This is a genomic window from Paraliobacillus ryukyuensis, assembly GCF_003315295.1.
Lineage (GTDB): Bacteria > Bacillota > Bacilli > Bacillales > Amphibacillaceae > Paraliobacillus > Paraliobacillus ryukyuensis.
On record NZ_QNRI01000007.1, the window covers coordinates 140,015 to 153,175 of the forward strand.

Genomic DNA, 13,161 nt, shown 5'->3' on the forward strand with positions numbered 1-13,161 from the left:
AATAATTGGCTTTATTTAGATTAAATTAAAGCCCAATAAGGACCATTAACTCAAGAAAAATTTGTCGTGGAATTATTCAATTCTAAAAAGAGGTGATTTTATGTTAGACACATATCAAGAAGAAGGACTTAGAGGTAAATCAAAACAGACTATAAAGACCTACTTGTTTTGTTTATCAAAATTCGGCAAATGGCTTGATGGAGCGGGAACAGATTTGGAAGAATATTCTCGTACAGATGTTCAGCAGTATATCGATTACTTAATTAGCAAAAGATACTCAGCTACAACGATTAATAAACATTGGAGTTCAATTAAACACTTTAGTCGCTGGGCAAATAGAGAAAATGCTATTGAAGATATTTCAGTTATTAGCCCTCCAAATTTAATGAACCAAGCACCAAAAGCACTTTCAAGGAATGACGTTAATAAACTTATCAGAGAGATAGATCGTTCGGGAAACTCAAGAAATATGGCAATTGCACAGACTTTAATTAATACCGGAATCAGGCTTAATGAACTAGTTAACTTGGATCGCAACGATCTTTTTATTAGCGAAAGAAAAGGAACCTTAACAGTAAGATATGGTAAAGGAAATAAAGAAAGACAACTTCCATTATCATCTGAAACGAGAAGAGCAATATCAAAGTATTTAGAAACGAGACAAGACTTTAACGAGGCAATGTTCTTGTCCAATAGAAATAAAAGGGTTTCGGAGCGAACAGTTCAACATATTTTTGAAAAATATAAAATAAATGCGCACTCACTACGTCACACCTTCATAACAAAATTAGTTCGAAATGGGGAGGATTTTAGTTTAGTTCAGTCCCTTTCGGGCCATTCCAACGCGGATATGGTAATGCGGTATTCTGCTCCAAACGAAGAGGATAAAGAAGAAGCGGTATCAAAATTATGGTTATCAGAATAAAAGAGGTGGATTTGTCCCACCTCTTTAAATTTCATCTGTTACTATCAATGTAAATTATTTTTCTAAAATAGGGTTTAATTCCCCTTTTTATAACTTCTGGAAGATATTTTGACGATATTTCAAAATGGATTGTGCTAAGTATATTCTGAAATACAATAATCGATGGAAAATATATATTTGTGTTCTGTTTTATATATGATTGCTTATAGCAAATAACATCAAAGCCATCTTCTTGAAAGTAATCATAGCAAAAGATGTCATCAATTGACTCCAAATATTCTTCTTTATAGGACTCAACTTTCTCTTCATATGAACGAGTAAGGCCATACAAATGGATATCTGGGGGAGACACAGACACATATTCAGGATAATCATCATATTCAATTACTGAAAGTGATTTTTTTGGCTTAAAAAAGGGTTCAGTAAAATTGATTGCTGTTTCCAAAATATCGTTATCGGGTAACGGTAATTGTTTACCAATACACAATTGACCAGTCTTTACATATAACTTAATATCAACATCCTCATCATAGCTTGTGCCAAAATTAGATAAGCATAAATCTATATAAAACTTAGAATCTAAACTCTCAAAGTAAGATTTCCACTGTCTATATTCACTAATTTTTTCGTATAATTGATCTAATAGTCTATATTTTTCTTTTTCATCCTCGGATCCAACTAAAGAATAGGACGACCCTGTACCAAATGGACCACCACCAAAAGGTTGCTTTTGCTTGGATAACTCACCTATATTAAAAAAGTCATTATAATTTAATTCTATATTAGACTCTTCTGCAAATGATTTTATTTCATTTTGAAGTTCCTTTTGTAAAGTTATTTCAACAGAACCAAATATTGAATTAAAGCCTTTAAGTTGATCTTGACATTCTTTATTTGCCTTTCCAAAATTGGCTAATGAATTATTGACACCTAGAGCCACAATTTTTTCATCTTTTTCAGATTCCGAAACATCAACTACTTCGTTTTGTTCAGGCAGTCGAATATTCCTCACCTGTTCAAATAAACTATGAATATTTGACTCTATATCTGCCATGAATTTTGAGTCTTGATAACTTCTCTTATACATTATTGGATTTTCGGTAATTTTCCCGTGCCTAACACCTTTAACAGATAAATTACTACTATTAGTAGATTTGCTTTCATTTCCATTTGCAAGTAAATTCACGAAATATAATGACAAATGGTTTAAAAAGTCCTTTTTAAATTCTGCCAAATCAGAGTATGGAGCATAAATGCCTTTATCTTTATATCTTTCCCTAAACTCAATTACTTTTTTATACTGTTCTGGATCAAGTGAAGCGGGATTAATCTGTCAGTCACTGAAATAAAGAAACACTTGTTTACCACTATTTATTAGTTCTTCAATTTCCTCTTCTGTTCCAGATCCATAATTATCTGTAGGCGTACCAAATCTAGTCCAAAACACTGCAACAGCTGCATCACATTCTAGAACAAATTGTTTGTTTAATAGATTCTGTGGTTTCCCTCCAGATTGAGGGTAAGAGTCTGTAGACCAATGCTTTGTAACTATTGATGTATCATTAGCCGCACCATACATGCGGTTAAAATCTGCAACAGTCTCTTTTATTATTTCTAGCTCTTCTTTCACATCGGAAGGGCAAGATATTAATAGATCAAACTGAGTTACATTCCTTGGCATGATAACGCCCCTTTCAAGTAAAAAGTTTAGAAATATATCTCCTTTAATTCTATCACATATATATTTGTATTTGTTTTTATTCATATCAGTTTCATATTACCACCCAATTCTACTATTGAACCTCCCAAGTTAATCTAATTCTTCTGGTTGAAGTAAAAAAAGAATGATCCAGTATTTACACCAGACCATTCCCTTAACTGATTTAAGTTGGTTTAAATTTAATTCATTTCCAAATTTTTACCTATGAACTCTAATTTTTCTAAATTACCCTCAATAGCATTTTTCAAAAGGAAACTCTTCGCCCCATTAAAATTGTTACAAATCGCTGCATCCACCATAACAAATTCATCACCAAACATTTGAGCGACACATGCACCAAATTTATCAGCCTCATCAAATTCTACAATTGCAAACCGTATTACAATTCCACAAAAGTCAACATCCTCTTGCCATAAAAATTCATTCTTCATGTAGATTCCCCCTTTCTACATGAACTTTTAAACATATAATAAACTTTTCCTTTTCAATAATTAAAAATATCATAAAATACCTACATTGTTTTTTCAAGAAACATAATCAGATATGCTATAGCTTAACAAAAAGAAAGCAAGGGGATTATCCCTCGCTTATTTTTTCGAATGCTAATTGATTTGTTCTACTAACTATACTTTCTACAAGTTTTTCATCAAATACATAATCCGGTAAAATTGCGGATAGGTATTTCATTGTTAAGCCAATAGTTGTAAATACCTTTAGATGCAAAACTTGTTGTCGCTCTGCTCCCACGTCCTTTTCAATCATTACATAATACAGTGGTTCAGATGAATTATTTCCCATCCATCCATAACCATTTTCCTTTGAAATGACTATGTTGTAATCACCAAAAAAAGAGTAAACCAAATTGTCTTCTTGCAGTACCTGATCCTTGTACTTATCCATATAAATCTTCCTTTCTAGAGTATTTTATCTACACTGTTAACTTATATGTTCCAAGCCAAATCCCTTGTTTCTCAGAAGATAATTTCAATCTTTTACAGTAATTAATTCCTGAATGGCATCTAAGTTTCTTTAATAAATTTCTTCTCAACAAAGTATTCCGGAACCACAGATAATAGAAATCTAGCAAGATGACCGGTATTAATGAATCTTTTTAATAGAACATCCCTGTGCTCTCCTTGTAGATTTTCCTCATTAACAATTACTACATAATTACCTTCACTTAAAGAATTGTTTACTTTTACAACTGAGACAAAATATTCACCACTTTTAGACAAAACCATATTATTATCAGCATGCACTATGGTTGCTTCCTCTCTTTTGTCCATTACTTTTCCCTCTTTCGTATAGAATTTTTATCATGATGATATTCCATACTCGAAAGGGGAAACCTGTAAAAATACACCAAAAATCAAGGGTAAACTAACTCTTAAATCAAAGTTATGAAATGCGTTAAAGGAATATATGGTTGTATCTATCAACGGGCATTGCTACTATACAAATTTCATTAGCTGAAATAATTTCCAAAAAAAGTGCTCTATAGATTTGATTCAATATTTTATTTGTTTTATAACTAGATTGTAGGACTTTAACATAACAATCAAAACAATCAATCACAACACTAATTATAATCAGCCTACCAAAATTTCAAAGGAGGTAGATGATTATGGCAAATCAAGAAGAAATACTAGATATGAGAAGTAACGAATGGATGGCGACTTTGGAGAGAGTTAAGGAATTAAGGGAACTTCTTCTAGAAATACAGAGCGGTGAAATTTTATTTTGGCTACATGGTGAATGGCATTATCAATACAAAGAGTGTAATTTCCCTAAAGGTTTCATTACTCCCCATTTTATCCTTAATCCAGAAATTCTAGGAAACATCGATGAAAAAAATGTGGATAATGTTATCTTAAATATTCTTAGATTGCTAGATTTTTATATTACGTACGTTAATTTTCATTATGACAGCGGCATTAGTTATGAGGATTATTTAAGGCAAGAAATTAATAGTGGAATTTGCACCATTTTACATGAGAAACACGATACTTTATGTGACTCTTATAGTTTCTACGTATACAATGATAGAATTGCTTTCAATTATACCTTTTCATGGAATGAGAATGGAAAAGGTATTCATATATTTTTTTATAATTCCAGATACGGGTATACTTCCTTTTACGACTTGACTATGTTTCTTATAGAAGAGTCTAGGAGAATTGATGATTATGAGTTGTTTACTCATTTCTGTAGGAAAATAAGGAAATTCCAACTTCACTATTATGGAAATACTTCAAATGCCGATGGAGATTTATATACTTCTGAAACAGAGGTACAATTATTAAACCCAGAAAACAGAGCGAACCGTTTTGACCCCAGCAATGATTTTTATATAGTAAATTGTGCGGTTAAGATAGCGGATATTATTGATTACTTTAATTTAGAAATTGAGGTAACTGATAAAAAGTTATTGGAGAAGTATATTGATACAAACTATCTATATATACAATTTGGGTACTATGAATTTTTCAATAACATAACTGTCCGGGAAGTACAACAGATAGTTATAGATACAATTGAAGGCAAGTTACAGGAGCCATTCTCAATGAGAAAATATACTTGTAACTATGATAATAGATTTCATTTTCAAGTTGCAAATGAAGCAACTAAAAGCGAATGTCTAGTAGAATGGAATTATCAAGAGGAATGTTACAGATTTAAAAAGGGAGAAAATAAATATACGTATTTTGAATCATACACTCCATTAATATTCTATATACTACTTGATTTCAAAAATGAAAGTAATTTTACTTGGGATAAACTTGTAGTAGATTGTGTGCAATTAATCAAAGACATCGAAAAATCCTCAAAAGTAGATATGAATCTAGAATATCTAATCAAAAGAATTAAAAATCCCAATGTCATTGAGAATTTGCTTCACGGCGACGATTTACCAATTTAATTTCATCATCCAAATTTAAAATAATTTAAACTGTCCTCCGTCACTACAGAGGACAGTTTATATTAAGTTGGACTATTATCATCAAATCGATAATCCATTTCAAACATTTTATCTGTGTACCACTCACGGAACTCTTCATTCTCTGTAAATTTCTGATACATATCAAACTGGTCAAACATATAATCTTGAAACACTTCCTGCATAATTCGTTTGAAGGCTATCTTGGCATTTTGACGATCCGAGTGACTTTTTGTGTTCTGGTACTCTTCTTTTTCCACTACTTTTTGCGGAAGCTCTTCCATCATAAATTTTCGAATGGAATCATTTTCAGTCAAGTCTTTACCAAACTTATCATTAAAATCCCGAACAATTTCACTTAAATACTCTAATTGAGGGTCGTTTATGACACTTGCTCCACCTGTTGAAGCAGGATCCAATACGGTATTTCCTTCTAAATTAATGTTTTGCATCTCTTTTTGGTCTACACGATAACTATCTATATCTATAGCTTCCAGTATCCCTTCTGTGAGAAGGCTCTTAAGCGATTAGAGGAAAGTACATACAATTAGATAGGATAATAGTATTCATTTTTTGTTTTGCTTAACAATTCAACACTGTTATTTTTATAGGCCTTCTGTAAATTATATTTTGTATTTAGGAGCGTGATTAAATGTACTTGTCGGAACTTTCTATAAAAAACTTCCGTAAATACGGAAATCCGGGGCTTAATCTAAAATTAAATAAACATCTAAACGTACTTGTTGGAGAAAATGATTCTGGAAAAAGCACTATAGTTGAAGCCATAAAATTTGTACTTAATACATACAGTAATGATTATATCAGATTAAATACAGAGGATTTCCATTTAGCAAAAGGGGTTAATGAAGAGGAACGGGCTAATGAGATTGAAATTGTATGTGTATTTAGAGGATTTACTATTGAAGAAGCAAAACACTTTTTAGAGTGGCTACACATTGAAAAAGATGAAGAGACACCAACATACAGCCTAAAAGTTGTTTTTTCCGCCAAGAGAAAGGATAAGAAAGTATACCATGATATAACAGCTGGAGGAATTGATACAGGAAAGTATTTGAACGGTGAGGCTAGAAACCTATTAAAAACCACCTTTCTCAAGCCCCTTAGAGATGCAGAGATAGAAATGACCTCAAGAAGAAACTCGAGGCTTTCTCAGGTGCTTATCAATCATTCAGCATTCGAAAATGAAGAGGAACATGAATTAGTGAATGCAATTAAGGATGCTAACGCTAGGATAATGAACTATTTTATTGAGGAAGAAGCAGGAGATGAGCCTGTCCAAGATCATAATACCGAAGAAGAAACCGGTGCACAGATACTAAAAGATATAAATGAATATCTCGAAAATTTCTCAAGTAATAGAAATACATTAAAGTCCCGATTCAACATTTCTGATATAAAGTTAAAAAGCATTTTAGAGCGGCTGCAATTAAATCTCGAAGACGCAAAACCCGGTTTAGGCTCGCACAATATATTATTTATTGCAACGGAATTACTCTTTCTTCAACAAAAAGAATACGAAGGGCTTAAACTGGCTCTTATTGAGGAGATTGAAGCACATTTACATACACAAGCACAAATGAGGCTAATTGATTACCTGCAAAAACGGTCAGACGAGAGTGATATACAAATAATACTTACCACCCATAGCACATCACTAGCTTCAAAAATACCACTAGAAACTATGTTTATATGCCAAAACGACAAAGTGTTCTCTCTAAACCCAATTGAAATCGGGCTTCTAAAAGGGGATTATTTGTTTTTAGAAAGATTCTTGGATTCTACAAAAGCAGATTTATTTTTTGCACAAGGGGTTATTATGGTTGAAGGGGATGCAGAGAATATATTAATTCCGACGATTGCTAAAATAATAGGAATCCCATTATCTAAGAACGGTATTACTGTTCTTAATGTGGGTAGTACAGCGTTTCTACGATACTCAAGAATATTTATAAGATCGAATCCTGAAAATGGAACTATAAATATACCCGTTTCATGTATAACAGATTTGGATTTAAAACCAGAAATAGACAACCAAGACAAATTAATCAACCCTCCCCAAGAGGCTGCTGATGAAAAAAGAAAAAGGATAACAGTTAGACTAAATAATCAAAACGTAAAAGCATTCATTTCGCCAATATGGACTTTAGAACATGACTTTGCAAGGAGTTCTTTTCAAGAGGACGTACTCAGAGCGGTATTATGGGCTAAGAAAATACAAAACAGTGATACTGTAGGGCTTACTGATAACAAGAAAGAAAATGTGAAAGAAGCCATAAAGAAATATATGAAAGACAACGAGGAAAAAAATTACTCATCTGAACGTATTGCTTATGAAATTTATGAGAATATCGTTACAAAAGAAAGCGATAAAGTATCTAAAGCAATTATTGCACAATGCCTTTCTGATATTCTACTAACGAAGTTTAAAAAGAACCCTAATTCAATAAGAGCAAAATTACTTTCAGAACCTTTATTAGAATATCTTGTTAATGCAATTAAATATGCTGCAGGTGTTAGTGAGGTGAAAGAGTAATGTATCAAATTACTGATGAGGATATTAATTGGGCTGAGGAAATATTACTTCCAAATGGTTCTAGTTTCGATGACCAAAGAAGGAATGTTATTAAATGCTTAACATCCAAAGATGTCATTGCGTGTCCGGGTAGCGGTAAAACAACTGCTCTTTTAGCAAAGTTATTAATTTTTGAAAGAAAGTTACCACTGGATAATAATCAAGGCATATGTGTTCTCACACATACAAACGTTGCTATCGATGAAATCAAAGATAAAATAGGTAATCGTAATTCTAGACTATTCAATTATCCAAATAATTTCTCGACAATTCAATCTTTTGTAAATAGGTATTTAGCGATCCCTGCATACCAATACTTTTTCAAAAAGGATATCCAAATCATTGATGATGAGTTTTACAAAAATGAATTTTCCAAGGAATTCGCAAAAATTCTTAGAAGGTATAGAGTACCGATTCTTAAGAGAGCGGTCCACTCTCCAGTTCACTCTTTATTACGTCTAGAAAATCATGAAAGACAATTAACTCTGATGTGGGGAAATAGACCACTAAAACAGGTTTATAGTGAGAAAACTGAAACATACAAGATATTATCAACTCTTAAAAAGGAAATACTTAAACGAGGGATTCTAACTTTTCAAGAAGCATTCGTTCTTGCACAGGAATATATTAAAAAATTTCCGGAAGTTAAAACATTATTCTCGGCAAGATTTAAGTATTTATTTATAGATGAAATGCAGGACACATCAAATGACCAACAACTAGTTATCCAGAGTCTATTTGATTCTGATAAGGTTGTTACCCAATTCTATGGTGATCGTAATCAAGCAATATATGAGGATAATGGTTCAAATGATGTCGACAACTTTATTCAAGGAGAACCCCTTTCATTGGAAAATAGTCTAAGGTTCTCGCAATCTATCGCAAATTCAATCAAAACAATCTGTGTTAGCCCACAAAATTTACAAGGAAATGATAGCATTCGTGGTATTAAACCAACTATAATAAAGTTTAATAAAGATAATATACAAAGAGTTCTTCCTACCTTTGGAGAATTAATCGATAGGAATGGTTTAGCACAAGAAGGTAATCGGACATTTAAAGCTGTAGGCAGAGTAACTCATAATAGTGATAGCGAAAAAATAGTAATTCCTAGTTACTATCCGTATTTTAAAAAAAGAGAAAAGTCTCCTTTTGAGAAAACAAAAACTTTTAAAGACTATATAAGTCTTTTAATCGAACTAAACTCTTCGTCAGCAAAAAATTATAGAGATATATTCATTAAATGCTTTATCAACTTTTTACGGCACCTAAATATAAAAAATGAATCTCGCTATTTTACTGAGAAGAGCCTAATTGATTATCTCAATAATAATTCACAAAAAGGCTTTAATCATATTGAAAAATTAATGACAGAATGGACATTAAAAATAAGTTCCGGCCTTAACATTGAAACTGACCTTAAAAATTTCTTATGTAATGAATTTTTACCCCATTTCAAGGAAACAGTAGCAAAAGAAACTCTATCTAATTTCTTTACCATTAATTTAGAGACCGAAGAACAGGAAATGGTAGCGGACTTCAAGAAACAAAAAGATTACCTTTATGTTTTAGAAAACGGGGATAACGTTCCTATTAATATCGACACTATACATGGTGTCAAAGGAGAAACGCATACTGCTACATTATATTTAGAAACCTTTTCTTACGCTTATGAATTTGATGAAGGTAAGATTATAGACTATCTAAAGGGAAATCATACAAAACCAAAGAAAAGACAAGGACAAATGTTAAAACTCGCATATGTAGGTATGTCACGCCCGTCGCATTTGTTATGCGTAGCAATACGTGAAGAAGCATTAGAAGGTCATGAAGTGGATCTTGTGGATCTGGGTTGGAATATTGTAGATGCTCAACCCTTCGAAAATAAAGCAGAAGAAAAACAAGTAATTGTATCACAAACTTAAATCTTTATTTATGTAAGTTTTAATAAGCATTGGGCAATGTATACCCAATGCTTATTAATTAAACCTTCATGTAGAAGATATTTTCGCATTTTCCCTACTACCTTCATTTATAGACAGTTTATTTAGTACCTTAAGAGCCCTCTGGCTACGCCTAATATTTTGATTAATAGAATCCTTTAGTAATAGAACCTTATCAATGTCTGCCTTTTCTACATTATCTTCTAGACCATTTAGTATTCTCTCATTCACAAAACTGAAATCACCAAACAAATAATCTACAATATTTCTATTCAATGCCCTTAACTCTGTTATGTCAAAACAATCCTGATTACTCATGGTGATACAACTATGAAATATAGATATTATCTCATCAAATACTTCTGATTTATTGGCAATTTCATCTTTATCAAGATCCTCAAATGATTTTCCAGTCCTTGAAAATGTCATGTAGGTAATAAGCCCAAATATTATAGCATCAATGTTATCTTTACTGGATATCTGTGTGTTCTGTCTATCCTTAAAATGTTCTTTGATTTTTTTGGATGAGTATTGAAAGAACTCTTCTAGGAAATCAAAGTCCCATGTGTCCAATATATAATCAGAATTCCCCACTAAATAATCTACTGATGTGTTAAACAAATTTGCAAGCTGAACAATTTCTTCTAAAGATACTTCTCGTTCATTATTTAAGTATTTCTGCAGAGTTGTACGGTCAAATTCTAGACACTCCATTAGTGAATTTCTAAAAACATCGAAACCATTTATTTCTATCAAACGCTGTAATTGATCACTTAACATTTTTTTTGGTGGTTCGCTATTCATTGTCATTCCGCCCTTCATTCACTGATATTTTATCATCGTAATTTACGGCCCCTATATTAAAATTGGATAGATGTGGTTAAATAATTTTTAATACTTTTTATTAGAACATTTTAGTTACTACCTACAGCTATATCAATATAGCCTGTCAAAGAAGTATTATATATCCAATTACTAAAGAAGCGGGAATAGAAAATACGATTACCTTCCCTTGCGAGGTAATACTATTATTAATTTCAGGACCTTTATAATTGTTTCTTGCTAAGATATAACCTCGAAGAATGCAATACCAAAAATATCCCCCCGACATTAAAAACATTAGAAGATATATGCATAGAACTACATTATTAGTTAATACATAAATAGTAGAACAAAATAATAAATACAAAATAAACTTTCCTAAAAATACGATTATGACAAAGCTTTTTGGAAAACCCTTCTGTAATTCTTCTGCTTTTATAGGATATATCTTCGCAAGAATGATATTAAAAATTAAACCACCAAAGAATAATGTGCAAAGTGAAAAAAAGTAATAATTCGATGTAGGAATTTTATAATACCACCACATTAAAGGTAAACATATAGTAGTAAAGCATAAAGAAAAATAAAGCATAATCGCTATCATACCAATCTTATGCCAAGGAAATTCAATTATTTTTCCCACATGTGCTCACCTCCATATTTTGCTATAATTTTAACGTAGATGGTAAAATATATCCGCTAATATGAGCACATTCTGTTTTGAAAACCAAGAACAAAAAAAAAGACAGGCAATTACCTGTCTTTTCTGTTACGATAATAATATTTTGTAGTTTGTGTGTATAATGTAGATACCGGTGGTCGGGGTCGAACCGACACTCCCGAAGGAACACGATTTTGAGTCGTGCGCGTCTGCCAATTCCGCCACACCGGCATGTGAACTATGGAGGCGGTAACCGGATTTGAACCGGTGATAAAGGTTTTGCAGACCTCTGCCTTACCACTTGGCTATACCGCCTAAATATAAAAATGGAGCGAAAGACGGGATTCGAACCCGCGACCCCCACCTTGGCAAGGTGGTGTTCTACCACTGAACTACTTTCGCTTGGAATGGCTGGGCTAGCTGGATTCGAACCAGCGCATGACGGTACCAAAAACCGTTGCCTTACCGCTTGGCTATAGCCCAATAATATGGGGCGACCGGTGGGGATTGAACCCACGAATGCCGGAACCACAATCCGGTGCGTTAACCACTTCGCCACGACCGCCATAATTAGAAAAGCAGGGGTAGTAGGAATCGAACCCACACCGGAGGTTTTGGAGACCTCTGTTCTACCGTTAAACTATACCCCTATATGCTATGGAAAATATTAAAATTTGAAATGGTGGAGGGAGTAGGACTCGAACCTACGAACCCGATGGGAGCGGATTTACAGTCCGCCGCGTTTGGCCAACTTCGCTATCCCTCCAAATAAAAATGGTGGCTCGGGACGGAATCGAACCGCCGACACACGGATTTTCAGTCCGTTGCTCTACCGACTGAGCTACCGAGCCAACATAAATATGTACACTATAAAATTAGTGGCGGTCCGGACGGGACTCGAACCCGCGACCTCCTGCGTGACAGGCAGGCATTCTAACCAACTGAACTACCGGACCAATAATTTGGTTGCGGGGGCAGGATTTGAACCTACGACCTTCGGGTTATGAGCCCGACGAGCTACCAGACTGCTCCACCCCGCGATAATGTAGAACGTATATATTCTACTATAAAATTAAGTTTTCTGCAATGGTGGAGGATGCAGGGCTCGAACCTGCGACCCCCTGCTTGTAAGGCAGGTGCTCTCCCAGCTGAGCTAATCCTCCAAATGGTGACCCGTACGGGACTCGAACCCGTGTTACCGCCGTGAAAGGGCGGTGTCTTAACCGCTTGACCAACGGGCCAATACAATGAATCTGTGTATAAAAGTGGCGGAGAGCGAGGGATTCGAACCCTCGAAACCACGATAGCGGTTTACACGATTTCCAATCGTGCTCCTTCGGCCACTCGGACAGCTCTCCATTATGGCTCCACAGGTAGGATTCGAACCTACGACCTATCGGTTAACAGCCGATTGCTCTACCGCTGAGCTACTGTGGAATGGATTCATGCCTGGCGACGTCCTACTCTCGCAGGGGCAAAGCCCCAACTACCATTGGCGCTGAAGAGCTTAACTGCTGTGTTCGGCATGGGAACAGGTGTGACCTCTTCGCTATTGTCAC

12 protein-coding genes, 14 tRNA genes and 1 rRNA gene are annotated in these 13,161 nt (G+C 34.0%); 4 read left to right on the top strand and 23 right to left on the bottom strand.

Translation table 11 applies throughout. The annotated features are described in order from the left end of the window. The first annotated feature begins 100 nt into the window (after positions 1–100). Positions 101–925 (top strand): tyrosine-type recombinase/integrase, encoded by an 825-nt coding sequence (locus tag DES48_RS11075; protein WP_113869219.1) that lies wholly within the window; start codon positions 101–103, stop codon positions 923–925. Between the two features lie 31 nt (positions 926–956). Here DES48_RS11075 and DES48_RS11080 read toward each other — a convergent pair whose 3' ends face one another. The 5 genes from DES48_RS11080 to DES48_RS11100 all read right to left on the bottom strand — a co-directional run bounded on the left by DES48_RS11080 (position 957) and on the right by DES48_RS11100 (position 3,931). After that, positions 957–1,979: a hypothetical protein gene (locus DES48_RS11080; protein ID WP_147232405.1), complete on the bottom strand. Its 1,023-nt coding sequence runs from the start codon at positions 1,977–1,979 to the stop codon at positions 957–959. 279 nt (positions 1,980–2,258) lie between these two features. Continuing rightward, positions 2,259–2,606 carry a DUF4062 domain-containing protein gene (locus tag DES48_RS11085; protein ID WP_113869258.1) on the bottom strand — a complete coding sequence of 116 codons (348 nt, stop codon included), beginning with the start codon at positions 2,604–2,606 and terminating at the stop codon, positions 2,259–2,261. A gap of 218 nt (positions 2,607–2,824) precedes the next feature. Then, positions 2,825–3,076, bottom strand: coding sequence for a hypothetical protein (locus tag DES48_RS11090; RefSeq protein WP_113869223.1), 252 nt, complete (start codon positions 3,074–3,076; stop codon positions 2,825–2,827). Positions 3,077–3,221: 145 nt separating this feature from the next. Continuing rightward, positions 3,222–3,545, bottom strand: coding sequence for a hypothetical protein (locus tag DES48_RS11095; RefSeq protein WP_113869225.1), 324 nt, complete (start codon positions 3,543–3,545; stop codon positions 3,222–3,224). A 119-nt stretch (positions 3,546–3,664) separates the two neighbouring features. Next, complete coding sequence (locus DES48_RS11100) at positions 3,665–3,931, bottom strand: hypothetical protein (protein ID WP_113869227.1); 267 nt, start codon at positions 3,929–3,931, stop codon at positions 3,665–3,667. Positions 3,932–4,269: 338 nt separating this feature from the next. On the opposite strand from DES48_RS11100, the gene DES48_RS11105 reads away from it, so the two are divergent. Continuing rightward, complete coding sequence (locus DES48_RS11105) at positions 4,270–5,565, top strand: hypothetical protein (protein WP_113869229.1); 1,296 nt, start codon at positions 4,270–4,272, stop codon at positions 5,563–5,565. Positions 5,566–5,627: 62 nt separating this feature from the next. Here DES48_RS11105 and DES48_RS11110 read toward each other — a convergent pair whose 3' ends face one another. Continuing rightward, positions 5,628–6,035 carry a hypothetical protein gene (locus DES48_RS11110; RefSeq protein ID WP_147232406.1) on the bottom strand — a complete coding sequence of 136 codons (408 nt, stop codon included), beginning with the start codon at positions 6,033–6,035 and terminating at the stop codon, positions 5,628–5,630. Positions 6,036–6,235: 200 nt separating this feature from the next. Between DES48_RS11110 and DES48_RS11115 the strand changes: the two genes are divergently transcribed. Both DES48_RS11115 and DES48_RS11120 read left to right on the top strand, forming a co-directional pair. Continuing rightward, positions 6,236–8,137 carry an ATP-dependent nuclease gene (locus DES48_RS11115; protein WP_113869233.1) on the top strand — a complete coding sequence of 634 codons (1,902 nt, stop codon included), beginning with the start codon at positions 6,236–6,238 and terminating at the stop codon, positions 8,135–8,137. Further along, a complete protein-coding gene (locus tag DES48_RS11120; protein WP_113869236.1) occupies positions 8,137–10,101 on the top strand; it encodes a UvrD-helicase domain-containing protein in 1,965 nt (654 codons plus the stop codon). Before DES48_RS11115 ends, DES48_RS11120 begins: the two co-directional genes overlap by 1 nt. Before the next feature lie 66 nt (positions 10,102–10,167). On the opposite strand, the gene DES48_RS11125 is transcribed toward DES48_RS11120, so the two are convergent. The 17 genes from DES48_RS11125 to rrf form a co-directional block, all read right to left on the bottom strand. Then, positions 10,168–10,923, bottom strand: a complete 756-nt coding sequence (locus DES48_RS11125) for a helix-turn-helix domain-containing protein (protein ID WP_170126205.1) — start codon at positions 10,921–10,923, stop codon at positions 10,168–10,170. Between the two features lie 145 nt (positions 10,924–11,068). Further along, positions 11,069–11,584 carry a hypothetical protein gene (locus tag DES48_RS11130; protein ID WP_113869239.1) on the bottom strand — a complete coding sequence of 172 codons (516 nt, stop codon included), beginning with the start codon at positions 11,582–11,584 and terminating at the stop codon, positions 11,069–11,071. A gap of 167 nt (positions 11,585–11,751) precedes the next feature. Then, positions 11,752–11,833: transfer RNA gene (locus DES48_RS11135), tRNA-Leu, on the bottom strand. Between the two features lie 10 nt (positions 11,834–11,843). Beyond that, a tRNA-Cys gene (locus DES48_RS11140) sits at positions 11,844–11,917 on the bottom strand. A gap of 12 nt (positions 11,918–11,929) precedes the next feature. Next, positions 11,930–12,004, bottom strand: a tRNA-Gly gene (locus DES48_RS11145). Positions 12,005–12,010: 6 nt separating this feature from the next. Beyond that, positions 12,011–12,085 (bottom strand) — tRNA-Gln (locus tag DES48_RS11150). A gap of 6 nt (positions 12,086–12,091) precedes the next feature. Further along, positions 12,092–12,167, bottom strand: a tRNA-His gene (locus DES48_RS11155). Positions 12,168–12,181: 14 nt separating this feature from the next. Further along, positions 12,182–12,252: transfer RNA gene (locus DES48_RS11160), tRNA-Trp, on the bottom strand. A gap of 30 nt (positions 12,253–12,282) precedes the next feature. After that, positions 12,283–12,368 (bottom strand) — tRNA-Tyr (locus DES48_RS11165). A 9-nt stretch (positions 12,369–12,377) separates the two neighbouring features. Continuing rightward, positions 12,378–12,453: transfer RNA gene (locus DES48_RS11170), tRNA-Phe, on the bottom strand. A 28-nt stretch (positions 12,454–12,481) separates the two neighbouring features. Continuing rightward, positions 12,482–12,558: transfer RNA gene (locus DES48_RS11175), tRNA-Asp, on the bottom strand. A gap of 7 nt (positions 12,559–12,565) precedes the next feature. Continuing rightward, positions 12,566–12,642, bottom strand: a tRNA-Met gene (locus tag DES48_RS11180). Positions 12,643–12,689: 47 nt separating this feature from the next. Beyond that, positions 12,690–12,765 (bottom strand) — tRNA-Val (locus tag DES48_RS11185). 3 nt (positions 12,766–12,768) lie between these two features. After that, positions 12,769–12,843 (bottom strand) — tRNA-Glu (locus DES48_RS11190). A 25-nt stretch (positions 12,844–12,868) separates the two neighbouring features. Beyond that, positions 12,869–12,960: transfer RNA gene (locus tag DES48_RS11195), tRNA-Ser, on the bottom strand. Between the two features lie 4 nt (positions 12,961–12,964). Next, positions 12,965–13,039 (bottom strand) — tRNA-Asn (locus DES48_RS11200). A gap of 10 nt (positions 13,040–13,049) precedes the next feature. Then, positions 13,050–13,161, bottom strand: a 5S ribosomal RNA gene (gene rrf, locus DES48_RS11205); the annotation flags it as partial.